At 72.4% G+C, this 24,331-nt stretch carries 20 protein-coding genes; 11 read left to right on the forward strand and 9 right to left on the reverse strand.

Features of this window, described 5'->3' with window-relative positions; all coding sequences use genetic code 11:
* Positions 1–1,002 precede the first annotated feature (1,002 nt).
* A complete protein-coding gene (locus FYX01_RS04080) occupies positions 1,003–1,230 on the forward strand; it encodes a hypothetical protein (protein ID WP_150237690.1) in 228 nt (75 codons plus the stop codon).
* A gap of 34 nt (positions 1,231–1,264) precedes the next feature.
* On the opposite strand, the gene FYX01_RS04085 is transcribed toward FYX01_RS04080, so the two are convergent.
* The 5 genes from FYX01_RS04085 to FYX01_RS04105 all read right to left on the reverse strand — a co-directional run bounded on the left by FYX01_RS04085 (position 1,265) and on the right by FYX01_RS04105 (position 7,868).
* Positions 1,265–2,671, reverse strand: a complete 1,407-nt coding sequence (locus FYX01_RS04085; RefSeq protein WP_150237692.1) for a GH1 family beta-glucosidase — start codon at positions 2,669–2,671, stop codon at positions 1,265–1,267.
* A 312-nt stretch (positions 2,672–2,983) separates the two neighbouring features.
* Positions 2,984–4,012: a methyltransferase gene (locus FYX01_RS04090; protein WP_150237695.1), complete on the reverse strand. Its 1,029-nt coding sequence runs from the start codon at positions 4,010–4,012 to the stop codon at positions 2,984–2,986.
* An 11-nt stretch (positions 4,013–4,023) separates the two neighbouring features.
* Positions 4,024–5,193, reverse strand: coding sequence for a magnesium and cobalt transport protein CorA (locus FYX01_RS04095; RefSeq protein WP_150237697.1), 1,170 nt, complete (start codon positions 5,191–5,193; stop codon positions 4,024–4,026).
* A gap of 94 nt (positions 5,194–5,287) precedes the next feature.
* Positions 5,288–5,941 (reverse strand): alpha-ketoglutarate-dependent dioxygenase AlkB family protein, encoded by a 654-nt coding sequence (locus FYX01_RS04100; protein ID WP_150237699.1) that lies wholly within the window; start codon positions 5,939–5,941, stop codon positions 5,288–5,290.
* A gap of 124 nt (positions 5,942–6,065) precedes the next feature.
* Positions 6,066–7,868, reverse strand: coding sequence for a hypothetical protein (locus FYX01_RS04105; protein ID WP_150237701.1), 1,803 nt, complete (start codon positions 7,866–7,868; stop codon positions 6,066–6,068).
* A 189-nt stretch (positions 7,869–8,057) separates the two neighbouring features.
* Here FYX01_RS04105 and FYX01_RS04110 point away from each other — a divergent pair, with 189 nt between their 5' ends.
* Entirely contained in the window at positions 8,058–8,483 is a 426-nt protein-coding gene (locus tag FYX01_RS04110; RefSeq protein ID WP_150237703.1) for a hypothetical protein, read from the forward strand.
* The gene (locus FYX01_RS04115) at positions 8,480–8,800 is read left to right on the forward strand and encodes a winged helix-turn-helix domain-containing protein (protein ID WP_150237705.1); all 321 of its coding nucleotides are present in this window, start codon (positions 8,480–8,482) and stop codon (positions 8,798–8,800) included. The genes FYX01_RS04110 and FYX01_RS04115 overlap by 4 nt, the downstream gene beginning before the upstream one ends.
* A gap of 7 nt (positions 8,801–8,807) precedes the next feature.
* Here FYX01_RS04115 and FYX01_RS04120 read toward each other — a convergent pair whose 3' ends face one another.
* Positions 8,808–9,833, reverse strand: a complete 1,026-nt coding sequence (locus FYX01_RS04120; RefSeq protein WP_150237707.1) for an EamA family transporter — start codon at positions 9,831–9,833, stop codon at positions 8,808–8,810.
* A 71-nt stretch (positions 9,834–9,904) separates the two neighbouring features.
* Between FYX01_RS04120 and FYX01_RS04125 the strand changes: the two genes are divergently transcribed.
* Positions 9,905–10,831: a LysR family transcriptional regulator gene (locus FYX01_RS04125; RefSeq protein WP_150237709.1), complete on the forward strand. Its 927-nt coding sequence runs from the start codon at positions 9,905–9,907 to the stop codon at positions 10,829–10,831.
* A 100-nt stretch (positions 10,832–10,931) separates the two neighbouring features.
* On the opposite strand, the gene FYX01_RS04130 is transcribed toward FYX01_RS04125, so the two are convergent.
* Positions 10,932–11,891 (reverse strand): alpha/beta hydrolase family protein, encoded by a 960-nt coding sequence (locus FYX01_RS04130; protein WP_150237711.1) that lies wholly within the window; start codon positions 11,889–11,891, stop codon positions 10,932–10,934.
* A 168-nt stretch (positions 11,892–12,059) separates the two neighbouring features.
* On the opposite strand from FYX01_RS04130, the gene FYX01_RS04135 reads away from it, so the two are divergent.
* Complete coding sequence (locus FYX01_RS04135; RefSeq protein WP_150237713.1) at positions 12,060–12,656, forward strand: TetR/AcrR family transcriptional regulator; 597 nt, start codon at positions 12,060–12,062, stop codon at positions 12,654–12,656.
* A 143-nt stretch (positions 12,657–12,799) separates the two neighbouring features.
* Here FYX01_RS04135 and FYX01_RS04140 read toward each other — a convergent pair whose 3' ends face one another.
* Positions 12,800–13,729, reverse strand: coding sequence for a LysR family transcriptional regulator (locus tag FYX01_RS04140; RefSeq protein ID WP_150237715.1), 930 nt, complete (start codon positions 13,727–13,729; stop codon positions 12,800–12,802).
* 319 nt (positions 13,730–14,048) lie between these two features.
* On the opposite strand from FYX01_RS04140, the gene FYX01_RS04145 reads away from it, so the two are divergent.
* From FYX01_RS04145 to FYX01_RS04155, 3 genes are all read left to right on the forward strand, one after another.
* Positions 14,049–14,591, forward strand: coding sequence for a GNAT family N-acetyltransferase (locus FYX01_RS04145; protein ID WP_150237716.1), 543 nt, complete (start codon positions 14,049–14,051; stop codon positions 14,589–14,591).
* A gap of 185 nt (positions 14,592–14,776) precedes the next feature.
* Entirely contained in the window at positions 14,777–16,027 is a 1,251-nt protein-coding gene (locus tag FYX01_RS04150; protein WP_150237718.1) for a coiled-coil domain-containing protein, read from the forward strand.
* A 103-nt stretch (positions 16,028–16,130) separates the two neighbouring features.
* On the forward strand, positions 16,131–18,200 hold the full coding sequence (locus FYX01_RS04155; protein WP_190394172.1) for an FUSC family protein: 2,070 nt from the start codon (positions 16,131–16,133) through the stop codon (positions 18,198–18,200).
* Positions 18,201–18,222: 22 nt separating this feature from the next.
* Here FYX01_RS04155 and FYX01_RS04160 read toward each other — a convergent pair whose 3' ends face one another.
* Positions 18,223–18,876, reverse strand: a complete 654-nt coding sequence (locus tag FYX01_RS04160; RefSeq protein ID WP_150237723.1) for a cyclase family protein — start codon at positions 18,874–18,876, stop codon at positions 18,223–18,225.
* A 270-nt stretch (positions 18,877–19,146) separates the two neighbouring features.
* Between FYX01_RS04160 and FYX01_RS04165 the strand changes: the two genes are divergently transcribed.
* The 3 genes from FYX01_RS04165 (at position 19,147) to FYX01_RS04175 (ending at position 24,249) form a co-directional block, all read left to right on the forward strand.
* The gene (locus FYX01_RS04165) at positions 19,147–19,830 is read left to right on the forward strand and encodes a lysophospholipid acyltransferase family protein (RefSeq protein WP_150237724.1); all 684 of its coding nucleotides are present in this window, start codon (positions 19,147–19,149) and stop codon (positions 19,828–19,830) included.
* A 336-nt stretch (positions 19,831–20,166) separates the two neighbouring features.
* Positions 20,167–21,513 (forward strand): FAD-dependent oxidoreductase, encoded by a 1,347-nt coding sequence (locus FYX01_RS04170; protein ID WP_150237800.1) that lies wholly within the window; start codon positions 20,167–20,169, stop codon positions 21,511–21,513.
* A gap of 558 nt (positions 21,514–22,071) precedes the next feature.
* Positions 22,072–24,249 carry a penicillin-binding transpeptidase domain-containing protein gene (locus FYX01_RS04175; RefSeq protein WP_449406779.1) on the forward strand — a complete coding sequence of 726 codons (2,178 nt, stop codon included), beginning with the start codon at positions 22,072–22,074 and terminating at the stop codon, positions 24,247–24,249.
* The last annotated feature ends 82 nt before the right edge of the window (positions 24,250–24,331 follow it).

The raw sequence follows: 24,331 nt of genomic DNA on the forward strand, positions 1-24,331 counted from the left end.
AGTGTGGGGCATCGAGGGCCTTCTGGTGCGTCGGGTAGATGTCGCAATCCACACCGATACCGAAGGCCCTCTTCGCTTGTGTCAGCCGGGGTGGGTGTTACCAACCTCCATGGTCAGTACACCTAGGGCCGACCCGGGCCGCCTGGCACGGCAGGTGTGCCCGCGGCCCGGTCGGCCTTGGTCCGGTCGGGTTCGCAGGGGATGGTCGGGGCTCATTGGCGCGACTGGTCTGAGCGCGGGGACGTCCGGGGAGGGCTCTGGACCCCTTCCGCGGCCACCACGGGGGTTCCGGGAAACGGGGGTGCCGACCTCCGATCGTCCGCGCGTTCGCCTCCAGCCCGCCGGTCCGGTAGGCGCCGTCAGGATCCAACGACGCTCGCACCAGGACAACCCCACTGGCAACCCGGGACCCACCTGTTTCCGTGTTCCCCGTGTCCGAACGGCGAACCGGGAAAGCGTCCGCGCTGGTCGTCGGGCTGCCGCGGGGACGTTCCGCGCGGCAGGGCCGGTAGCGGCCACAGCCGGTGCCGGACCCCTGGCGCGGACCCTTGGCAGGGGCCGTACGAGTGGTCCCGCGTACCGGGCACGGACGCACGCTCCCCCGCGGAGGGCGGCCGCGGTGGCCGGTTCCGGCCAGACCGACCGCGCCCGCCTTCCCTGTGGTGTGGTGTTCCGTGCTGATGCCCAGGCTTTCCGCGGCCTCGCCGCCGAGGACGGGTTGCGCGGAACGCGGGACGCCTGCCGGACACGCCGATACGCTCTCTGAGAGAGTAAGTGGACGAGGGAGAGGAGGCACCTGGCAACCAGGCCGGGCGCCCGCCCCGCGATCCCGGTCCCTCATGTTCGAGAAGCCGACCGGATCACTCTCCGCGCGCCGGAGCACACCTTCCGGAACGCGACAGGGCTGGCCCGCCAGCCCGGGAAACAGTGGACCGCTCTGCCCCCGTGGTGCCGTTTTCGGGTGCCCTTGTCTCGGCCCCGGCCGTAGTTAGGGTTTGACGTATGTCGATATGGTCTCGCGGCGATCGGACCGGAAGGGTCGAGGAGGCCCTTCTGATGCTGGAGGGGCAGGGGATCATCGACGGCATGGAGATCCTTCCGGACGAGACCAAGCCCTACCGGATCCGCGTTCCCGCCGGGATCGTGCACATGGACGAGGACGAGGCGTCGATGTTCGCGTTCGGCGCGGTCGTGGGCGTGTTCGGCAACGTGGCCCGCCAGCACGCCTGACCGCGCCTCAGCCACTCGGCCCCGGCGCGCGGGGCTACTCCTCCCAGCGGGCGGCGAGCTCGTTGACCCTGCGCGCTCGGTGCGAGGTCAGGAAGTCGCGGTACCAGTGGTAGCTGTCCTTGGGGTGGCGCTCCAGGAGTTCGTAGTCGACGCGGACCAGGCCGAAGCGGCGGTCGTAGCCGAACGCCCACTCGAAGTTGTCCAGCAGCGACCACACGAAGTAGCCGCGCACGTCCACCCCCGCCTCGATGGCCCGCGCCAGCGCGTCCATGTGGTCGCGCAGGTACTCGACGCGTTCGGTGTCGCGGACCCGGCCGCTCTCGTCGGGCCGGTCGTCCTCGGCCGAACCGTTCTCGGTGATGAGGATGGGCGGCAGGTTCGGGTAGCGCCGGTTCAGGTCGATGAGCAGGTCGGCGAAGGTACCGGGGATGACCGGCCAACCCATGGTCGTGTGCCGGACTCCCTCGATGTCCACCTTCTCGGTGCGGATGTCCACCGCGGTGCGCAGGGCCGGGTCCGCCTCGGTGTGGGGGGCGTCGCGCAGCATGATGGGCCGGTAGTAGTTGACGCCCAGGAAGTCCAGGGGCTGCCCGATGATCTCCAGGTCGCCCTCGGCGCGGTAGGAGCCGTCGGCCATCCCGCCCCAGACCTCGCCCTCGTTGTCGGGGTAGGCGCCGGTGAAGATGGGGTCGAACCACACGCGGTTGTGCAGCGTGCGGGCCCGCTCCACGGCGGCGCGGTCGGCCTCGGACTCGGTGGCGGGCAGCAGGTGGTCCGGGTTGAGGGTGATGCCGACCTCCCCGGCCCCGGCCGCGCGCAGTTCGCCGGTGGCCATGCCGTGGGCCAGCAGCAGGTGGTGTGCGGCGGCCAGCGCGGGCGTGCCCTCCCGGGTGCCGGGTGCGTGGCGGCCCACGGCATGGCCGACGAAGGCGGAGCAGAAGGGCTCGTTGAGGGTGATCCACCGGTTGACCCGGTCGCCGAGGCGGTCGGCGACGATGCTGGAGTACTCGGCGAAGCGGTAGGCGGTGTCGCGGACCCGCCAGCCGCCCTCGTCCTCCAGCGCCTGGGGCAGGTCCCAGTGGTAGAGGGTGAGGACGGGTTCGATCCCGGCGCCGAGAATGGTGTCCACGAGCCGGTCGTAGAAGGCGAGCCCCTCCTCGTTGGGGCGGCCCCTGCCGGTGGGCTGGACGCGCGGCCATGCCACGGAGAAGCGGTACAGGTCCACGCCCAGGTCGGCGAGCAGGGCGACGTCCTCGCCGTAGCGGTGGTAGTGGTCGCAGGCCACGTCCCCCGTCTCGCCCCGGGCGACGCGCCCCGGAGTACGGCAGTAGGTGTCCCAGATGGAGGGGCCCCGGCCGCCTTCGTGCACGCCTCCCTCCACCTGATAGGCGGCGGTGGCGGTACCGAAGAGGAGGCTGGCTGGCAGTGTGGGCTCGTCCATGGGATTCCTTTCTGGGAGCGCTCCCAAGTGTAGGGGATGTGGCCTCCGACACCAATGCACCTCTGGTAGCGGAGCAGAAACGCAGCGGAACCCGAAGCGCCTGGTTCGCCGCCCCCGCACCCGGTCCCGTCACGTGCCGCGCCCCCGGAAAACGCGGGATCCGGAACCCGGAACCCCTTCTGGCCACCGCGCTCCGCGGCGCGCCGCACCACTCCCGCCCGGTGCACGCGGGGAAGGGGCCCATGAGCGCCTGGACCGGCTATCCGCAGGACCGGAGGGATCGGCCGCCCGCGCCCAGCGCCTGAGGACGGCTCAGGAGGCCACGGGCCCGGCCACGAGCAGCCGCATCTCCAGTAGGAGGTCGAGGACCCGGTGGGTGGTGAGTCCGGCCGAGCGCAGCAGCGCCTCGTACTCGCGCTCGGTGCGTTCGGCGCCGGTGGTCATCACCATCATGTGCGCGTCCAGGGCCGCCGAGAGCCAGGACGGGCCGTCGTCGGGCAGGACGCGCTCGGCGATCAGCACCAGTCCGCCGGGGACCAACGCCTCACGGCAGTGGCGCAGCACCGCGCGGGCGTCCTCGTCGGACCAGTTGTGCAGGACCCGGCTGAGCAGGTAGACGTCGGCTCCGGAGGGCACCCCCCGGAGGAAGTCGCCCTCCACCAGCTCGCACCGCCCCGCGTCGACGAACGCGCCCAGGCGGGCGCGGGCGGCGGCCAGCGCGGGCGGGCGCTCCACCAGCACGCCGCGTGCCGACGGCGCGCTGGCCAGGACGGTGGCGAGGAGTTCCCCGTCCCCTCCCCCGAGGTCGACGACCACGCGGGCGCCGGTGAAGTCGTGGACGTCGGGGATCGCGGTGGAGAACCGTCCGCCCGCGGCCATCCCGGCCGTGTAGAGCGCGGCGTCCTCGGGATGGCTCTCCAGGTGGGTGAACGCGTCGGTGCCGTGGGCGGTGTCGAACGCGGGTTCCCCGGTGCGCACGGTGTCGGCCAGGCGCGTCCACGCGGAGGTGAACATGTAGCTGTCGTAGAGCAGGACGAGGTCGGCCATCCCCGAGGGGTGGCCGCGGCGCAGGGTGGCCCCGACCCCGGTGGGCCGGTAGCGCCCCTCGTCGCGGCGCAGGACCCCGACGGCCGCGAGCAGGCGCAGCAAGCGGTCCAGCCGGTCGGGGTGCAGGTCCAGTCCCGTGGCGAGGGCCGCGCTGTCGGTGGCGGCGTCGTCGTCGGCGTCCTCGGCGATACGGTCGAGCACCCCCAGTTCGACCGCGGTGGCCACCGCCCGGGCGACCCACGGCCCGGTCATGAGCCGCAGGACCTCGCGCTCGGCGGATCCGTTCCCCGTCATCGCCACTCCCGTCAGAGCCAACCGTTACGACGGAACACAACGTAGAGGCTCAGGCTCGACAGCGCCATGAGAACCAGGGTCAGCGGCCAGCTGAACACCCAGTGGAAACCGGGCTGGGGGTCGATGTTCATCCCGTACACGGAGGAGATGAGGGTGGGCACGACCAGGATGCCGCCCCAGGAGGAGACCTTCTTCATGGCCTCGTTCTGCGCCTGGTCGATGAGGGCGCTGTTGACCGACATGATGTTCTGCAGCAGTTGGCGGAAACCGTCGACGCGCTCGCGTACGGCTGCGACGTGGTCGGCGACGTCGCGTAGGCGGTGGTGCATCTCGCCGCGCCTCCCGGCGGGGATGTGGAAGGGGAGGGCGGCGGCGATGCCCTGTCGCCCCTGCGGAGAGGCGAGCGGATCCGGCGTGACGGAGGTGACCGTGTACTGGTCCGGCTGGTCCCGGGGATGGTCCGGGCGCCGGGACAGCGGATCCATCAGCGCGTCCAGGACCGCGCCCAGCGGCTCGACGGCGCGCGAGAGGAGGATGACCTCGCGGGCGAGGCGGTAGGTACGTCGCGACGCCCGGGAGTCGCCGCTGAAGACCTGGGTCTCCACCTCGTCGACGTCGTCCTGGAGTTCGGAGACCACGGGGGCGTAGCCGTCCACGACCAGGTCCAGGACGGCGTGGACCACCGCCAGGGCGCCGTTGGCGAGGACACGGGGCTCGGCCTCCAGGAAGTCGCGGACGGTCTCGAAGTCCACGTGGTCGGCGTGGCCGATGGTGACCACGAAGTCGTGTCCTGCGAAGAGGTGGATCTCGTCGACCTCGACGGACTCGCGCGCGGTGTCGTAGCGGGCCGGGCGCAGTACGAGGAAGAGCACGCCCTGGTAGACCTCGGCCTTGGGGCGCTGGTGGGCGACGATGGCGTCCTCCAGGGCGAGTCCGGGCAGGCCGAAGAGTCGGGCGACCTCGGTGAGCTGGTCCCGGTCGGGCCTGGCCATGCTGATCCATGCCATGAGGCCGCTTTCCCGGTCCATGGCGCGGTGGGCCCCGGCGACGGTGTCGGTCTCGCGCTCGCGGTGTCCGTCGCGGTAGAGGACGGCACGGGCCGGGCCGGGTGAGGTCCGGTCGGGCAGCGCGGCCCGTCGGCGGCCCAGGTCCATGATGCGTTCGGGCGAGGGGTCGGTCATGCGCACTGCCCTCCTACGTGGCCGGCGGTTACGCCGATCCTGGTGCGGCGGACGTGCGGACGCTCGCCGACACGCCAGCACCGGGAGGAGTGGATCAGTCGCGTAGTCCGGAGGCGCGGATGGTGATGTTGAGCCGTCCGTCCAGGCCCAGTTCGGGCGGCGCGGTGCCGGGCCGGGTACGGGGGACACCGTGGTAGGCCATGCGGGAGGGGCCGCCGAAGACGAACAGGTCGCCGCTGCGCAGTTCGACGTCGGTGTGGGGACGGGTGCGGGTCTCGGTGTTGCCGAAGCGGAACACGCAGGTGTCGCCGAGGCTGAGGGAGACCACGGGTTCGCGGGAGAGTTCGTCGCGGTCCTGGTGCATGCCCATGCGCGCGTCGGCGTCGTAGAAGTTGACCAGGGCGACGTCGTGGGGATCGGACCCGTTCGGGGGCGGGGCGCCGTAGGCGTCCGTCACGGCGCGGGCGGCCAGGTCGCCGAGGAGGGCGGGGAAGGGCCGGACGGGTGTGCCGTCGGGCAGGGTCCGCGCGTAGGAGTAGGGCTGCCAGTGCCATCCGAGACCGACCATCCGGACGCTCATCATCCCGCCGCGCGGCATGGTGTGCCGGCGCATCCCGGCGGGTCCGCGCGCCCAGTCGCGGCAGCGCCGGACCAGGTCGGCCTGGGCGGCGGCGGTCAGCCATCCGGGCAGGTGCACGGCGCCGGGCGCCACCTCCACGGGGGGACTTCCGAAGATCGCGTCGTCCATGGCATCCATCGTGCCATCGGCGGCGGCCCGGACGCCGGGCGCGGGGAGCGAGGGGCGGCCGGCGGGGCGCCGCCGGATCAGCCTGCCCCGCGCGGGCGGCCGGTGCCCGCGCGGGACGGGCGGGTCAGCGGCGCAGCAGTTCGCGGATGTTCACCACGAGCAGCAGCACCACGATGACGGCGATGGGCACGGTGATGGCGATGCGCCAGTTGACGGCGAACGCGACCACGACCCCCACGACGAGCCCGACCACCACCGCGATGACCGCCAGCCCGACGAGGTACTGGACGAACTTGCGGCGGGCGACGGAGTCGACGGCGGCGAAGGCCACGACGACGCCGAGCATCGCGTAGAGGGTGTACTGCGCGTCCAGGAGGAACAGCGGCAGGGCGAGCGAGATCAGCAGGAGGGGGGTGCTCAGGGCCACCCACAGGTGCAGGAAGCGGGTGGAGCGCTGCTGTCCCGAGGAGTAGGGCAGGTGGGGCGCCTTGAGGTGCCCGGTGGGCGAGGGCACCAGGGGCGTGTCGCTGTCCAGGGCCCGCAGGTGGGAGTCGCGCTCGTCGGCGACCAGCACGCGGGTCTCGTAGACCTCGGCCAGTTCCAGTTCCAGGGCGGCGATGCGCTCGGCGTATTCGCGGGCGCGCGGCTGGGTGTGGGACTCGCGGCCGAGGACCATGCGGGCCGAGTCGAGCTGGCGCAGGCGGTCGCGGCGGTCGAGGACGTCGGCGTCCAGGGCGCTCAGGCGCTCCTCCAGGGACCGCACGTGGGAGCGCAGCTCGGCGCGGGCGGCGGTCTCGGTGGGCGCGACCTTCTGCAGGCCCGCCCAGGACAGCGGGTCGGCCCAGGAGCGGCGGATGGTGCCGTCGCGCTCGTAGCGGGGTCCGCTGGGCGCGCGCTCGCCCTCGAAGAAGTCTCCGGTGTCGCGTCCCCACAGGCCGCGGAAACCCCTGAGCCAGGGGGTCTCGTCGTCGATGAGGACGGCGGCCCACTCGCGGTCGCCGTCGGGGCCCAGCCGGATGCCGTCGCCGCGCGCGTAGTCGACGAAGGGGACGCCGATGCCGTGCCGGTTGAGGGCGCTGTCGGCGCGGAGGATCCGGTTGGTGATCCGCCTCCAGGCGCGGATGGGACCGCGCAGGAAGGCGGGGTCGACCTGGATGAGGTAGTCGCCGGGCAGCATCTGGTGGGAGTGGGAGCCCGCGCCGACGTAGACGACGGGGTGGTTCCCGTCCCGGTTCAGGTCGGGGTCCCTCCAGCTGCGGCGCAGGTCGTCGCCGTTGTACTCGTGTGAGGAGGCGCCCACCCACATGGGGCTGGTGGTGCCGTCGGGGTCCTCCACGAGGTAGACGGTGACGCGCTCCCAGTCGGCCTCGTGGTCGTTGACGCCGCCGTAGATGGTCCGCCAGTCGTTCATCGCGTAGAAGAACCAGTACTGGAGGATGGTGTAGCCGCCCGCGCGGGTGACCCGGCCGTAGTAGGTGGCGCCGCCGTTGTCGACGCGTTCCCGGTAGCGGGTCACCGCCGCGAAGGTGACACCACCGGGGACCGCGCCGCGGATGAGCAGGGAGAGCTTCATCAGGATGTCCAGGACCCGGCCCAGGACGCCGACGGCGGCCAGGCGGCCGCTCTTGGGGATGACGGAGCGGGCCACGCCCCTGTAGCGGCGCGCCTCCTCGCGCAGGGTCTCCTCCTGGACGAAGCGCAGGTGTTTGTGGCGCTCGGGCCATTCCTCCTCGGCCTGGGAGAGGCGGTCGAGGGTGAGTTCCCCCGCCGGGACGAGAAGGCTCTCGCTCCCGCCGGGCTCGTCGATCCACAGGCTGCAGTTGCGTACGTAGGCGTCCACGTCGGTGGGGAAGAAGAGTTCTCCCTTGGTGCACATGAGCACGGGCTCGTAGGCACGCAGGAGTTCGAGATCAGATTTGGCGGCCATGATTCGCACCAAGCTAGTGCATGCGGGACGTCCGCCGTACCGCTGAGGAGGGGTGTCAGGGGTGATGGATGTCGCCCGTGGAGCGGGAGTCGGGGACGCGCCCCGATCCGGTGCCCCCAAGAGGAAATCACTTGCCAATTCGGAAAGTGAGTGCGACACTAGCAACAAGTTGAGAGAACGGAGAGTGTTATGCGCAGGGACGAGGCGCTGGACGCGCTGGAGCGGGCCGAGACCGTGGGCAGACGGGCACACGACCGGGGCCGCTGGTACATGCTGTTCGCGGTGCTGTTCTCGGCCGCGACCTTCACCCTGACCGTGACGATCGGCCTGTTCCCGACCACGACCACGATCTTCACGGCCATGGCGGTGTACCTGGTGCTCCTGACGTGCCTGATCACCTTCGCGCTGCGCCAGCCCGTACAGCCGCGCGGATACGGGTGGCTGCACGGGCTGGCGATGCTCGGCTGGGGCGCGGTCTACGGCGTCACCCTCTTCGTCGGCTACGCGTTCTTTCCCGAGGACCCGGCGTGGTGGGTCTCCGGGGCCGCCCTGGGCACCGTCCCCCCGATGGTGGCGGGGTGGCTGGCGGTACGCAGGAACAGGAGCGCCGCATGAACCATCCCCGCGGCATGCTGGACGACGTGATCCACTCCCCCGTGCGCTTCTCCGTCGTCGCGGCGCTGGCCGCCGTGGACCGCGCGGAGTTCCGCTTCGTGCGCGACACCGTGGAGGTCACCGACTCCGCCCTGTCCAAGCAGGTCACGGTCCTGGAGAACGCGGGCTACGTGCGTGTCCACAAGGTCGCGGTGGGACGGCGCACCCGCACCTCCCTGTCACTGAGCGAGGAGGGCCGGACGGCCTTCGAACAGCACGTCCGGGCCCTGCGCGACATCGCTTCGGGTGAGGCGGTCCGACCCCCCGGCGACGGGTGACCCCGTCTCAGGCCGCCCGGCCCACCACGGCCCCGGCCGTCTCCGGCACGGGTTCCGGGGCCGCCCTCCCCGCGGGGCGCTCCCCCGGCGACCCGGTCCCGGAGGGTTCGGCCGCCCCGTCGCGCACACGGTCGCGTCCGGGCACGGCGGACCGGCGCACGCGGTCGCCCCGGGACGCTCCCACACCCGCGATCACCACCAGGGCCATACCCGCGACCTGCACCGCGACGGGCGTCTGGCCGATGACGACCAGGCCCATCACCAGGGCGACCGCCGGTTCCAGGCTGGAGAAGGTGCCGTAGGCGGTGCGGCTCATCCGCTGCAGGGCCACCATCTCCAGCAGGAAGGGCACCATCGGGAAGAGCAGCGCGATGAGCAGGGTGAACAGGATCAGGTCCGGATCGGGGGCCGCGATCATGGCGGGGGCGCCCAGCGGCGCGCTGACCAGGGCTCCGACGGTCATGGTCAGGGCCAGGCCGTGCACGGCGCCGAAGCCGGCGCCCACCCTCTGGGTCAGCACGATGTAGCCCACCACGCAGATCGCCCCGGCCAGGGCGAAGGCGATCCCGACCAGGTCGAGTTCGCTCTGCCAGGGGCGGGTCAGGCAGAGCACGCCCGCCACGGCGGCGAGGACCCACACGAGTTCCCAGCGGCGGCGCATGGCGGCCACGGCCACCACGAGGGTGCCGAGGAACTCGATGGAGGTGGCGGTACCGAGTTCGATCCGTGCCGTCGCCTCGGAGTAGAACAGCATCATCCCCGCACTCGCTGTGCCCAGGATCACCACGGCACCCAGTTCACGCCACGTTGCCGCGCGCACGGACCGCCACAGGGAGCGACCGCCCAGGGCCAGCAGCAGGATCGCGGCCCAGCTCAGCCGAAGCCAGGTGACGGTGGCGGGGCTGGCCTGGGCGAAGGCGGTGACGGCCAGGGCGCTGCCCGCATGCAGGGTGAACATGCCGATGAGCAGCATGAGGGGCGCCGGCACCAGGAAGCGGACACGGCGGGGCGAGGGAGCAGGAAAGCGGATCACCCGACCATTGGATCTCTCCGGTTTGTTTCTGTCCACGGACTGTTGGTTGATAGACCGTGTAGTTTTGGCGGATGGATTTCACCCGGTTGCGTCTACTCGTCGAACTGGAGCGCCTGGGCACCATGGCGGCCGTGTCCGAGGTCACGGGGATGAGCACCTCGGCGATCTCCAAGCACTTCGCCGTCCTGGAGCGGGAGGCCGACGTCCCCCTGCTCGCGCCCGACGGGCGGCGGGTGCGCCTCACCCCGGCCGGACGGCGGCTGGCCGAGCACGCGGTGGACATCCTGGCCCGGGTGGAGACGGCGCGGGCGGAGTTCGAGGGCGAGGGCGAGCCGGTCGGCCGCGTCGACCTGGTGATGTACACCACGTCGGCGCCCCTGGTGCTGCCCGCGCTGCGCCGTCTGCGGCGCGACCACCCGGGGATCCAGGTCCACCTGACCGAGCACGAGTCCGAGCAGGCGCTGGACCTCCTCCAGGACGGAGAGGCGGATCTGGGGCTGGTGTACCAGTACAGTCTCCTCCCCCGGGTTTTCCCGGGGACGCTGACGGTGCGTCCGATCGGCAGCGAGGACCTGCTGCTCGTCCAGCCCTCCGAGGGCGCCGACAGCCGCACCCTGACCCGGCGCCGACTGCGTGATCTGGCCGGTGCCGCGTGGATGGCCAGCCCCTACCGGGGTGACGAGGAGGCGCTCGTACAGCGCATGTGCGCCGAGGCCGGGTTCACCCCGCGGATCGTGCACCGCATCGACAACCTGGACCTGTTCGAGGAGTTGGCCGGCGACGGTGTGGGCGTGGGGGTGGTGCCCCGGCTCTCGGCGGTGACCCGGCGCGGAGTCGCGCACGCGCCCCTGGGCGAGCTCGGCGGGGTCCGGCGGGTGTACCTGGCGGGCCGCACCGGCGGCTGGGCGTGGAAGCCGATCCGGGTGGTGGCCCGGTACCTGCACCAATCCGCCCAGAGCGTGCTGGACGACGTGCCGCCGCTGCCCGAGCCCTCCTAGGGGCGGGAGGACCCGAGGCGGGCGGGGCCGCGCTGGCCGAGGGCCGCCCGCGCCCGATCCCGTGTCCGTCGGCCCGCCGCGTGGACGGCGCCTCGTCGGCTTACTTGGACTCGGCTCGTCCGAGCGGGTCGGGGCCGGCCGTCAGCTCGTCACGCGCCGCCCGCCAAGCGGAGTCCCCGGGGTAGAGCTCGGTGCGGAGGTAGGCCCAGGTGAGTCGCCGGACCGCGGACACCCGCTCGGGGCTCTCGTCCGTGGTCTCGGCGGCGTCGTATCCGGAGATCCCGCCGAGCCCGTGCTCCGCGCCGAACAGGGTGAGCAGGGACTTGGAGCCCGGGGAGAGGAAGTACGGATCGGCGTGCCACCCCGGGCCCTGGACCGTCAGGTGGGCAGAGGCGTCCCTGTCGCCGGCGACCACGAGCGCGGGCGTCGCCATCTCGGAGAAGTCCGTGCTCAGGAGGAAGGAGTAGTTCTCGGCCACGAACTCGGTGAGGGCGTCACCGCCTCCGCCGACCGTGGCCAGCAGTACGCCCGCCCTGATCCGGGGCTCGGCCAGGTTCACCTCCGTTCCGTCGTGCGGATCGGTGAGCCGGGCTCCCAGCAGCAGGCTCGCGGTGTGCCCGCCCATCGAATGCCCGGCCACGGCGACCCTGCTTCGGTCCAGGCGCCCGAGGAGCTGTGGAACGGCGGCCTCGATCTCGTCGAGCTGGTCGAGGACGCGCGTCATGTCCTCGGCCCGCGACCGCCAGTGCATCGGCGCGTCGGGGGCGTCGGAGTCCAGGTCCAGCGAGTTCGAGCTCAGATGGGTGGGCTGGATCACGACGAAGCCGTGCGCCGCCCAGTAGTCGACGAGCGGGGCGTAGCCGTTCAGCGAGGAGAGGTGGTTCGAGTGGCCCTGGCCGTGCGAGAGGAGGATGATCGGCAGCTCGTTCCCGGTCACGGGCGCGGAGACCCGCACCTCCAGGTCCACGGCCCGGCCGGGAGCCGACAGCACCACCGGACTGACCGAGAGGACGGGGGCGGGCGGGCCGAAGACGTCGGCCGTGTCGGTCGGTTCACTCATGACGCGTGTTTCCCTTCGGTGGCCTCTGGCGTCGGTCCCACGCGGCCGGCGACGGGTGAGGCGGTCGGGAGCGCCCCGCCTCAGCTAGACTGACAAGCGGAGCGCCGTTCCTCTTAACATACGGAGCACTGCTCCGCTTTGTCAACAGCCGTCCGGGAGGAGAGCGTGGTGCCCACTACAGGCGAGTCCGGGGAGATGCCCGCCCGAAGCAGGCGGGCCGACGCGCAGCGCAACCAGCGGAAGCTGCTCGCCGCCGCCGCCGATGTGTTCGTCACCTCCGGCGTCGACGCGCCGGTCCGTGAGATCGCGGCCAGGGCCGGCGTCGGGATGGGGACGATCTACCGCCACTTCCCGACTCGGGCGGATCTCGTCGTCGCCGTCTACCGCCACCAGGTCGAGGCCTGCGCCGAGGCCGGTCCGGCTCTGCTGGCCAGCGCCGACTCTCCGTTCGCGGCACTTCGTCAGTGGGTCGGCCTCTTCGTCGACTTCCTGGTCACGAAGCACGGACTCGCCACCGCGCTGCAGTCGGACAACGACGGCTTCGAGGCGCTGCACACCTACTTCATCGACCGCCTGGTGCCCGTCTGCGAGCAGTTGCTCGACGCCGCGGTCGACGCCGGCGAGGTCAGGCCCGGCACGCGCGCCTACGAACTGATGCGCGGTGTCGGCAACCTCTGCGTCGGAGGTGACGGCGATCCCCGTTATGACCCCCGCCGACTGGTCGAACTGCTCCTCCGGGGACTACGGCGACCGCGGACATCCTGATGCCGGCGGTCAGCCCGTATGCGGCGAGGGTCCGTGCGGGCAGCGCCGAGCCGTCGGTGACGGCCCCGCCCGAGTCATTCCAGGGGTCCGGCGTCCAGCCGGACGGGCCCGGGAAGAGCCGGGTCCGGAGCGGGTGGCCGGTGCTAACCGGCGATGGCGAAGGGGCCCACGGACGGGACCGGGACCTTGCTCGCGGCCTCGCGGACGGCGGTGAGCAGGGGCTCGGGGGTGGCGCCGGCGCGGGAGAGGGCGATGATGTGCCGCCGGGCGCTCTCGCGCACCCCGCGCACCACGATCCGCGTCGTGTTCAGGCCGGTCCAGGCCAGGCGCGGCATCAGGGCGATGCCCAGGCCGGCCTGCACCAGGGCGAACACGGCGCTGAAGTCGTCGACGGTGTGCGCCACGCGCGGCTGGAAGCCCGCCCGGTGGGCCGCGCCGGACACGCACTCGTGCCAGGCCGTGCCGGGCGCGGACAGGATCCAGTCCTGGTCGGCGAGGTCCTCGGCCAGGTGGAGGCTGGTGCGGGTGGACAGCGGGTGCTGGTAGGGCAGGATCGCGTCGAACAGCTCGACCATCACCGGATCGGCGCGGAAGTCGGGGTCGCCGCTGGCGGGCAGGTGCCCGGTGGACATGGTCAGGGCCACGTCCAGGCGGCCCGAGCGCACCATCTCGGCGCTCTGTTCCGGCTCGGCCTGGACGACCTCGAAGGACCAGCCGGGGTGGCTGGTGCGCAGGCGCGCCAGGGCCGGGGCTACGAGGTCGCTGATCCCCGTGGAGAAGGAGCCGACCCGGATGACACCGCGGTCGCCCTCGGCGTACTCGGCGAGGTCGGCCGTGGCCCGTTCCATCTCCGCGAAGATGACGTGCGCGCGCTTGAGCAGGACCCGCGCGGCGCCGGTGAGCAGGAAGCGGCGGCCGTTGCGTTCGACGAGCGGGACCCCCGCCTCCCTGGCCAGGGCGGAGAGCTGCTGGGAGACCGCCGACGGGGTGACGTTGAGCGCCTCCGCGGTCGCGGCCACCGTGTGGTGGTGGTCGAGAGCCTGGAGAAGCTGGAGCCGCCGAACATCGATCATGTCGTCCAACCTAGGGCACGTACGAACGGGTTTCTGGGCGGTTTCGCTTGCGTTGCACCGTTTTGGAGCGTGATTCCGTACACACCGTCCGCTGTCCGCACAGGCCCCGGCCAGCCGGCACCCCAAAAAGAAAAAAGCGTTCTTCTTTCCCCAAGGGCATCTCACGCACCTCTTCTCCCTGTGTCGCGCGCGTCCGGGTTGATGCCGACACGTACAGTCGGTTCCACAGCTCGACCACGGGCCCCTCCATCGAGGAACCCGGAGGGGACCAGCACCCAATGCTGGTGAAACGGGGGAGAAAAACATGCAAAATTCGCTCATGACCAAACCGCGGCCTTCCGACGTGGGCATCCTCCGCTTCCGCTACCTGGGCGCACACGAACTGGAGGAGCTCGCGGACCTGTGGGGCGCCCTCCACCAGCAGCACACGGTGACCGCTCCGCACCTTGCGGACATCATCGGCCCCGTGAGCCTGGAGGAGTCCTGGAGGCGCCGCCGGGCCCAGTACGCCTCCTGGCTCACCGACCCCGACACCATGGCCATCCTCGCCGAGAGCGGTGACGACCTGGCCGGATACGCGATGGTGACCGTCCGCGACAACGCCCAGGGCAGCTGGGACCGCGGTGAGCGCGTCGCGGTCGTGCAGACCTTCGCCATCGACCCCGAGTACGTCGGGACCGGTGTGGGCTCCAAGCTGCTGGACGAGGTGCGCCACCAGCTCGCCGCCATGGGAGTGCGCGAGATCGAGTTCTCCGCGCTGGCCACGGCCTCCGAGGACATCCGCTTCCTGGAGCAGGAGGGCTTCCGGCCCTTCGTGACCACCATGGTCTGCCGCGTGGACGGCTTCGGCGCCCACGACTAGGCGTACTGTCCCGGCACGTGCCGCGCCCCCGTACCTTCTCCTGTCAGGTACGGGGGCGCGGCACGTACGGGCCCGCCTGCGACCGCGCCCTCCCGGCGCCCCCGTGGCGCCTTTCCCGCTCCGCCACGGCCGAGGAGGCGACACACCCCCGCGCCGGGGGCGGGCGAACCGCTACGCTCACCCCCGTGGCCTCCTCCGACTCCAACACCTGCAACTTCCCCGGCTGCGACCGGCCGGTGCCCCGCATCTCCTCCCCCGGTCGCCCGCCCCAGTACTGCGACCTGCCCGAACACACCCGGTGGCGGGCCTGGAAGGAACGCCAGCGCCAGGCCCAGGAGGCCGAGCGCCAGGAGGAGCAGACCCGGGCCGCCCAGGAGGACGCGACCGCGCCCACCCCCGTCCCCGGCGCGGAACCGGTCACCGCAGCGCGGCTGCGCGCCGACGACCTGCTGACCCGTTTCGCGGTCCAGAGCGAGCAGCTGGCCGCCACCCTCCAGGCCGCCACCGAGGCGTTCTCCACCATGACCGACCCGGCCTCGGCCGAGGCACAGGTGGAGGCGGCACGTCTGGCCGGGGCCCAGCACGCCGCCGAGGCCGACAGCGCCCGGTTGGAGGCCGAGAACCGTCGCCGCGAGGCCGAACGCGCCCTGCGCGCGGCCGAGGAGGCAGCCGCCTCGGCCGTGGCCGCCACCCAGGAGGCCGAGCGCATGGCCGAGGAGGCCCTGGCCGCCCGGGACACCGCCCGGGCCGAACACGACCGCCAGCACGCACTGGCCCAGGAGGCGCGGACCGAGCGCGACGCCGCCGTGGCCGAGGCCAACGCCGGTCTGGCCTCCGCCGAGCGCCGGATCGCCGAGCAGGCCGCCAGGGCCCGCGAGGAGTTGGAGCACGAGCGCGACGAGGCCGCCCGGCGCCTGCGGCACGCCCGGGCCGAGGCCGAGGGCCTGCGCGCCGAGACGGCCGAGCACGTCCGCCGGCGCGACGAGGCCGTCCTGGCCGCCGAGAGCGCCCGTGCCCGGGCCGAGCGCGCCGAGGAGCAGGCCCGCCAGTCCGCCCGGACCCTGGCCGCCGAGCGCGAGCGCCTGGACACCGAGCTGGAGCGGTCCCGCGAGCGCCTGGAGTCGGACCGGGCCGCCTCCGCCGCCGAGCGCGAGCGCCTCACCGCCGAACTCGAACGTCTGCACGTCGAGCGCGAGCGCCTGACCGGGGAGCTCGACACCCAGCGCCGGAACGCCGAGACCACCCTGGCCGAGTCCCGGGAGGCCGCCGCGGCCCGCCTGGCCCTGGCCGAGGAGGCGCGCGACCGGGCCGTGGAACGCGCCGAGCGCGCCGAGCGGCGCGCGGAGGAGGTGGAAGCGGCGGCGCGGGCCCGCGTCGAACCGGCCGAGAGCACCGAAGACGCCGGGGTGGGGGACAGGACCGCCACGGAGGCGTGACACACTTCCTTCCTCGTGTCCAGCAAGTCACCTAAGTACCGGTTCGTCCCGGTCTAGGATGGAAATCGTGCGAGATCTGGGAACCACTGGAGACACCGGGCCGATGGACCTGGATGGTTCCCCCGGCGAAGGACACGAACGCGTCGAGGTGGGCGAGCGCCCCCGTCCCAGGGTCAACCTCAAGGCGCTGTTCGGCCTGCAGCCCGGGGCCTGGGCGTGGACCACCGCGGTCAAGGCCGCCCTGTCCATGTCGCTCTCCTTCGCCCTGGCGGCGTGGCTGTTCGGCCCCGAGGTCGGCACGCTGGCCGCCCTGGGCTCCATGACGGTCCTGTACGAGAAGAAGACGCCCTACGCCTACCGCTCGGCCGCCCTGGCCCTGGTCGGCCTGGGCTTCGTGGCCAGCGTCGCCTTCGGCTCCCTCGCCGCGGCCCTGGCCCCCTGGGCCCCGGTGATCTCCATCGGGCTGACCGCCGGGATCGCCACCTGGGTGTGCGCCGCCTGGCGGGTGGACAAACCCGGCCCCCTGTTCTTCGTGCTGGTCGGCGCGATCTCCACCATCGCCCCCGGCGGACTGGCCGACGTCCCCCTCCACGCCGTGGTGGCCGCCTTCGGCGCGGCCATCGGCTGGTCGGTGTCGATGTCCGGCGCGCCCGTGCGCGCCCGCCACCCCGAGTACCGCGCCGTGGCCGGGGCCTACCGCCAGCTCGCCTCCCTGCTGCGCTCCGTGGGCACCTCCGACCTGGACCACGCCCAGCACGAGGCCTCGGTGGCGGTGGCCGAGGCCTGGCGGATCGTCCTGCTGGCACAGACACGCGGCTACCGCACCACCCCGGAGGCGGCCCGGCTGCGCTCCCTGCTGCGCTGGGTCTCCGACATACACCTGGCCACCACCCAGGTGTGCATGGCACGCCCCAAGCCGTTGCCGGAGAAGGCGGCCGACTTCGCCGAGCGCATGGCAAGGGCCGTGGCCGATCCGGCCCTCGCCCCCGACCCCGAGGAGCTGGACGATCTGCGCCGGGGCCTGCGTCCCCGCTCCCTGGAGGCCAGGCTCTACGGCCTGCTGGCCCGGGCCGCCCAGTCCGCGCGCCGCGCCTCCCACGAGGACGACGAGCAGGCGGACGTCCTGCACGACGAGCGCTATCCGGCGCTGTGGGACTCGCTGCGCTCCAGCCTGGGCCCGGACTCGCTGGTACGCCCCACCGCGCTGCGCATGTGGATCACGGTGACCGCGGCGGGCGCGTTCAGCCTGCTCATGGGACTGGACCACTACTACTGGGTGGGGATCACCACGACCGCCGTCCTCCAGGGGGGCAACGTGGTGCTGACCATGAACCGCTCCCTGCAGCGGTCTCTGGGCACCCTGGTGGGCGTGTTCGTCGGTGCCGCGCTGATCGCGACGCACCCGCCGCTACTCCTGGTCATCGTGCTCGCCGGGACCTTCCAGGGCCTCACCCAGCTGGTGGTGGGCCGCAACTTCTTCTACGCCTCGGTCCTGGTGACGCCGATGGCGCTGCTGCTGGCCGGCACCGCCGCTCCCGACCCCGTCACCGACCTGGCGGGATCCCGCGTCATCGACACCGTGGTGGGCTCGGCCTTCGGCCTGCTGGGCGCCCTGGTGCTGTGGCGCAGGACGTCGGCGACCCGTCTGCCCCAGGCCATCACGAGCGTGCTGAGGATCGCGCGCGAGTGCACCACGGCGGTCCTGGACCAGGACGTGGAGATCGGCCCGGAGCGCCGCTACCGGCTGCGCCGGGACATGCGGGCCGCCCTGGTCAACCTGCGCGGGGTCTACGACAGCGCGATCGGGGACGTGCCGCGCGCGGCCTCCACCCTGCCGCTGTGGCCGGTGGTGGTGGCCACCCAGCGCACCGGTTACCTGGCGCTGGCGGCGCTGGCGCGGGACAAGCCCGAGGCGGCGGGCATCATCACCCTGCAGCGGGTGGACCTGGCCTTCCGGGAGCTGATCTCCTCGATGGAGGAGAGGCGCACCCCGCGCATGGGCGCCGTGCCCCGGCTGCCCGCCTACCCGCGGCTCAACATGGAACTGCGTGCGCTGTCCAACGCGATGACCAGCGCGGTCGCCCAGGACGAGCGCGCGGCCCGTCAGGAGGCCGAGCGCCGGGCCCAGCGCGAGCGGCGCCGGGCCCAGAAGGACGTGGACGCCGACCTCTGACCCTCCCCTGGGCGAGCTCCGATCAGTCCGTGAGGGCGAAGGCCCGCACGGGGAAGGCGGCCATCCCGCGGACCTTGGCGGGCACCGCGAAGAAGGCGAAGCCTTCCTCCGGCAGTTGGTCGAGCAGGCACAGGTGCGAGACCACGGGGATCCCGGCGGCCAGCAGGACGGCCAGCGCGGGACGGGCGCCCTCGGCGGCGGAGGAGGTGTCGTCCACACCGACCGAGTCGATGCCCACCAGGGTGGCGCCGCCGTCGACGAGCGCCTTGGCGGCCGCCTCGGTCAGGTACGGGTGGTCGGGACGCCCGTAGGCCTCGGTCCGCCAGTGCCGGTCCCAGCCGGTGCGCACCAGCACGGCGCGCCCGCGCACGTCGAGGCCGGAGAAGGCCTCCGGGCCGATCGGGGCGGAGGAGGTGGCGGTGACGACCGCTCCGGGCAGGTCGGCCACGCGGGTCAGGTCCAGGTCGGCGAGGTCGGCGCCGTCCCGGTAGCGGTGGGCGGGCATCTCCACGTAGGTGCCGGTGGCACCGACCATCGTCACACGCCCGGTGCTGGCTTCGTGGCCGGGGGCGGCGCCGGAGGCCGCGGTGCTCTCCTCGACGGCCGGTTCCGGCAGGCCCGGGGAGGTGGTCATCCCGTCGGTGATCTGATGGCTGACGTCGACCAGTTTCGGCATGGTTGTTCTTCCTCGCTTCACGAGCGCGTCGGGAACGACCCCTGACCTGCACCAGAGGTCTAGACCATGAGCCTAGCGTGTGTGGCCCGCACCACGGCAGTGTTCCCCGGAACGGATCCGGGTCGGTCCTCCCCCGCCCCGCGGCCACGTTCCGCACGCCGGGCACCGATAAACTCGGCGCACGGACCACCGGAGCCCTCCAGTGCGTGGAGTCCTCCACCGTCCCTACCCCCGCACGGACCCCCGCCATTCATCGAGAAGAGCCGACCAGTGTCACTGTACGGAGCCGCCAAGACCGTCATCGCGCCCGCCGCCCGCGTGGTGTGGCCCCAGCGCGTGGAGGGCGCGCACAACGTCCCGCGGCGCGGCCCGCTGATCCTGGCCGTCAACCACCTGGCGCTGATCGACCCGCTCTTCGTCGGCGTGGCCTGTCCCCGGCCGGTGCGCTTCATCGCCAAGCAGGAGCTCTTCGACGAGGGGACCCTGCCCCGGCGCCTGTTCGCCCGCGCCCTGCGGGCCATCGGGCAGCTCTCGGTGGACCGGCGTCCGGGCCAGAGCGCCCGGGAGGCCATGGACAACAGCCTGGGGGTGCTGGAGAGCGGTGAGGTGTTCGGGATCTTCCCCGAGGGCACGCGTTCGCCCGACGGCCGCCTCTACCGCGGCCAGACCGGACTGGCCTGGCTCGCGCTGACCACGGGCGCCCCGGTGGTGCCGGTCGCGCTGGCCGGGACCGAGCGCATCCTGCCGCCCGGCAGGAGGGTGCCCTCCCTCAACCGGGTGAGTGTGCGCTTCGGCGAGCCGGTGGACCTGTCGCCGTGGCGGGGCCAGGCCCACAGGGCGCGTCCGCGCCGCGAGGCCACCGACGCCATCATGGCCGCCATCGCCAAACTGTCCGGCCAGGATCAGGTTCCCCGGTTCGCCGCCTCGGTCAAGGCCGAGCTTGACCAGCGGTGATGCCTCATGGGCGTGGAGCCCGGACATCCCCGCCTTCGCGCGGTGACTTTCCCCACAGCCCGTTCGGAACTCATGCACCGGTGACGCGGCGTTGACCCCTGTTTGGGGGCTCCTTCGGGAGGGCCGCGAGGGGCCCGGACCCGTCCCCGCCTGGGACGACCGCTTCCGAGGGATTCCGAAGCACCGGGGCGGCCCTGGCACCCGAGGCGGAATTCTCTACCTTTATAGTAGGTTTTCCTGGTGCCAACACCGGATAGATTAGGCAAGGCTTACCTTTTGATGGCGTCCGACTCTGGCGCGAAGACTTGGAGCTGTGCGATGACGCGACCACTGCGAGTGGGAATCGTGGGTGCGGGCCCCGCGGGGATTTACGCCGCGGACCTGCTCACCAAGGACGAGACCCTGTCCGCGTGCGGCACGTCCGTCAGCATCGACATCCTCGACAAGCTGCCCTCCCCCTACGGGCTGGTCCGCTACGGCGTCGCCCCGGACCACCCCCGGATCAAGCAGATCCAGGGAGCGCTGCACAAGATCCTGGACAAGCCGGAGATCACCTTCTACGGCAACGTCGAGTACGGCGTGGACCTCAAGCTGGAGGACCTGCGCCACCACTACGACGCGGTCATCTTCGCCACCGGCAGCGACCGCGACCGCCCCCTGGACATCCCGGGCATCGACCTGCCAGGCAGCCACGGCGCCGCCGACTTCGTCTCCTGGTACGACTCCCACCCCGACGTCCCGCCGTCCCGGCACGTCGAGGGCACCAGCGTCGCCGTGATCGGCGCGGGCAACGTCGCCGTCGACGTGGCGCGCATCCTCGCCAAGAGCGCGGACGACCTCACGAGCACCGACATCACCGACAACGTGTACGAGGGGCTGCGTGCCAAGCAGATCACCGACGTGCACGTCTTCGCCCGCCGCGGCATCGCCCAGTGCAAGGCCACTCCGATGGAGCTGCGCGAGTTGGACAAGCAGCCCGGCGTCGAGGTCATCGTCTATCCCGAGGACTTCGACATGGACGAGGGCAGCCTGCGGGCCTGCGAGGAGTCCAACCAGGTCAAGACCAACGTCAAGGTCCTGCAGAACTGGGCGATCCGCGACGAGCGCGGCGACGAGCGCCGCCTGCACCTGCACTTCCTGCACAGCCCCGTGGCCGTGCTCGGCGAGGACCGGGTCACCGGCTTTCGGACCGAGCGCATGGAGCTGACCGGCGACGGCGGCGTCAGGGGAACCGGCGAGTACGTCGACCACGAGGTGCAGGCCGTCTACCGCGCCATCGGCTACCTGGGCTCGCCCCTGGTCGACCTGCCCTTCGACGGGGAGCGCGGCGTCGTCCCCAACGCCGAGGGCCGGGTCCTGGACCTGGACGAGAACCCGATCGACGGCGTGTACGCCACCGGCTGGATCAAGCGCGGTCCCGTCGGCCTCATCGGCCACACCAAGGGTGACGCCCTGGAGACGGTCACCAACCTGGTGGCCGACCGCGAGTCCCTCACCCCGGCCGTCGAGCCCGACGCCGTCGCCTTCCGCGCCCTGTTGGAGGAGCGCGGGGTGCGCTACACCACCTGGGAGGGCTGGCAGCGGATCGAGGCCAGGGAGGAGGAGCTGGGCGCCGAGCGCGGACGCAAGCGCCTGAAGCTGCTCTCCCGTGAGGAACAGACCAGCGTCGCACGCCAGGAGTAGCCTCCGGCGCGCGAGCTTCCCGGCCGGTCCCGCGCCCCTCTGCGGGATCGGCCACCCCTTCCCCGTTCCGCCCCGTTTCCACCGTGAGATAGCGCATGCGCCTCATTCCCGGGTGACGGAACAACGGCTCTGTCCGATGGGTTAGAGTCACTGTTGGTCGGTGTGGTAGCAAGTGTCCCCCGGGCCTCAACTATTGCCTTCGCGGAATACCGCGTCCGGCCCCACCCCCGGGTGGGTGACCGTACGGCCAGGAGCCCCGTTGTGCCCCGCGCCGAGAGGCGACCGCCATGCCGACCCTCATCCTCGTGCCCCGCTCCCACCGAGGTGGGAGTGGGGCATCGTGGTATCTCCAGCAAACGCAGCGAAGGACGGTCAGGCGTGGACGAACGGTCCCCCCGGCAGCCGGATTCCTCCGGGCCGCCCGAAGAATCGGATGAGACCTCGGCGTACGCCCCGCGCCCCGAGAATCCCTACCGCATCCCCCGACGGTCACAGGGGGCACCTCCCACGGACACCACCGGCCTCGGTGGTTACAAGCACTCGCGACCGACGGATCCGATGGCCCCGTCCGGTCCCGCGTTCGGCGCTCCCCCGGAAGCTGCTGCCCACGGACGTCACGCCAACGCGTGGGACCCCCCTCCGGCCCCGGATCCGTCCCGCCCCGAGAACTGGGACACCCCCTACCCCTCGGCTCAGGGACCCGCCGGCGGCTGGGGCGACCCCACCCGCGAGGCCCCCGACAGCCCCCGGCCCGCTCACGGATCCTGGCAGGAGCCCTCCCCCGGCGGCCACGAGGCACCGTCGGGCCATGGCGGGGCGTGGGACGACGCCCCCTACCGGAGCGAGCCCGTCCACCACGGCGCCACCCCCTATCCGGGCAGCGCGCCCCATCCGGAAAGCGTGCCCGAGAACCTCGCGGCGTCCGCGCCCCAGTCCGGGCAGCGCCCCTCGGAGGGCTTCGAATACCTCTACAGCGGCGGCGCGGCCCCCCGCGGACCGGACGGTCCCGACTACCCCGACTACCCCGACTACCCCGAGGACGAGGGCTACGGCCCCCCTCCCCCGCCGCCGCGCAAGTCGCGGCGCGGTCTGGTCGTCGGCATCGTCTCCGCCGTGGTGGTCCTGCTGCTCGTCGGCGGCGCCGCGTCCTGGTACGTCCTGACACTGCCCCAGCCGGAGGAGGCCACCGCCGAGTACGAGGCCGCCTGGGAGGCGCAGGACTACGAGCGGCTGGCCGCGGTCACCACCGGTGGCGACGCCGCATCGGTGCTCAGCGGGATCGATTCGGGACTGGGCATCGAGTCCCTCGACGTGGAGGTCGGCGCGCCGAGCGCCGAGGGAGGCGCCGGCAGCGCCCCCTACGAGGTCACGGTCAGCCTGGCCAACGCCGGTGACTGGGGTTGGGAGGGCGAGCTCCCGCTGATCCGCGAGGACGGACAGTGGTGGGTGAACTTCTCCCCCGAGGTCGCCTACCCCGGTCTGGGCGAGGGCCAGGTCCTGGCCCGCACCGCGGTGTGGGGCGAGCGGGGCCAGATCCTCGCCGCCGACGGCACCCGGATCGACGCCTCCGGCGTCTCCGGTTCGCTGCAGATGCTCGTGGGCTCCCTGGGCGAGGCCACCGAGGAGGACGTCGAGCGGCTCGGCCCGGCCTACGGCGTCGGCGACACCATCGGCGTCGGCGGACTCCAGCGCACCTACGAGGAGCGGCTGGCCGGTGAGGCCGCCACGACCATCGTGACGGCCGACGCGGCCGCGGCCGAGGACCCCGCCTCCCTGGAGGTCACCGAGGAGAACACGGTGGCCACCCTGGACGGTTCCGACGGCGAGGACATCACCACCAGCATCGACATGGCCGTGCAGGACGCGGCCTCCAACGCCATCATCGGCTCCGGCGATCCCGCCGGGATGGTGGCCCTGCGCCCCTCGACCGGGGAGATCCTGGCGGCGGTGAACGTGCCAGGTGGGCTGAACCGTGCCTTCGAGGGCCAGTACGCTCCCGGTTCGACGTTCAAGGTCGTCTCCTACAGCGCCCTGCTGGACAACGGCATGACCGTGGACGCCCCCATGGACTGCTCCGAGGAGTACGACCCGGGCGGTTGGACCTTCACCAACGCGGGCGGCGCCGCCTACGGGGCCCAGTCGATGACCGAGGCGTTCGCGACCTCCTGCAACACCGCCCTGGTGCAGCAGGTCGTGGACCGGCTCGACGCGAACACCCTGCGGGCCAGCGCCGAGCAGTTCGGTATGAACGCGCCGCTGGACATCGGCGTGCCCACGTTCGAGCCGTCGTTCCCGGCACCGGAGGGCAGCGTCCTGCTGGGTGCGCAGAGCATCGGCCAGGGCCAGATCCTCACCACGCCGCTGCACATGGCCACCGTGCCCGCCGCGGTCGCCGACGGTTCCTGGCGCCATCCCGTGCTGGTGACCGCCCCCGTGCGGGAGGGCATGCCCGAACCCCGGCCGATCGCCCATGCCGACGCGCTGCGGACGATGATGCGCGCGGTCGTCACCGAGGGCACCGCCGAGAGCCTGCCCTTCCAGGGCGAGGTGCACGGTAAGACGGGCACCGCCGAGTACGGCACCCCCGCGGACGCGGACGACGACGGCAACCTGCCCAGCCACGCGTGGATGATCGGTTTCAAGGGCGACGTGGCGTTCGCCGTGGTGGTCGAGGGCGGTGGAGGCGGTTCGGCAGTGGCCGGTCCGCTGGCCGCGAAGTTCGCCAACGCCCTCTGATCCCGCCGAAACGAGCGGCGGGCCCCCGCGAAACCCGTGGGCGCCCCCCGAGTGGGTGGGCGCCCGCGGGGGGGCGGGGGGC

This window comes from Nocardiopsis quinghaiensis (assembly GCF_008638365.1).
In the GTDB taxonomy this organism is placed as follows: domain Bacteria; phylum Actinomycetota; class Actinomycetes; order Streptosporangiales; family Streptosporangiaceae; genus Nocardiopsis; species Nocardiopsis quinghaiensis.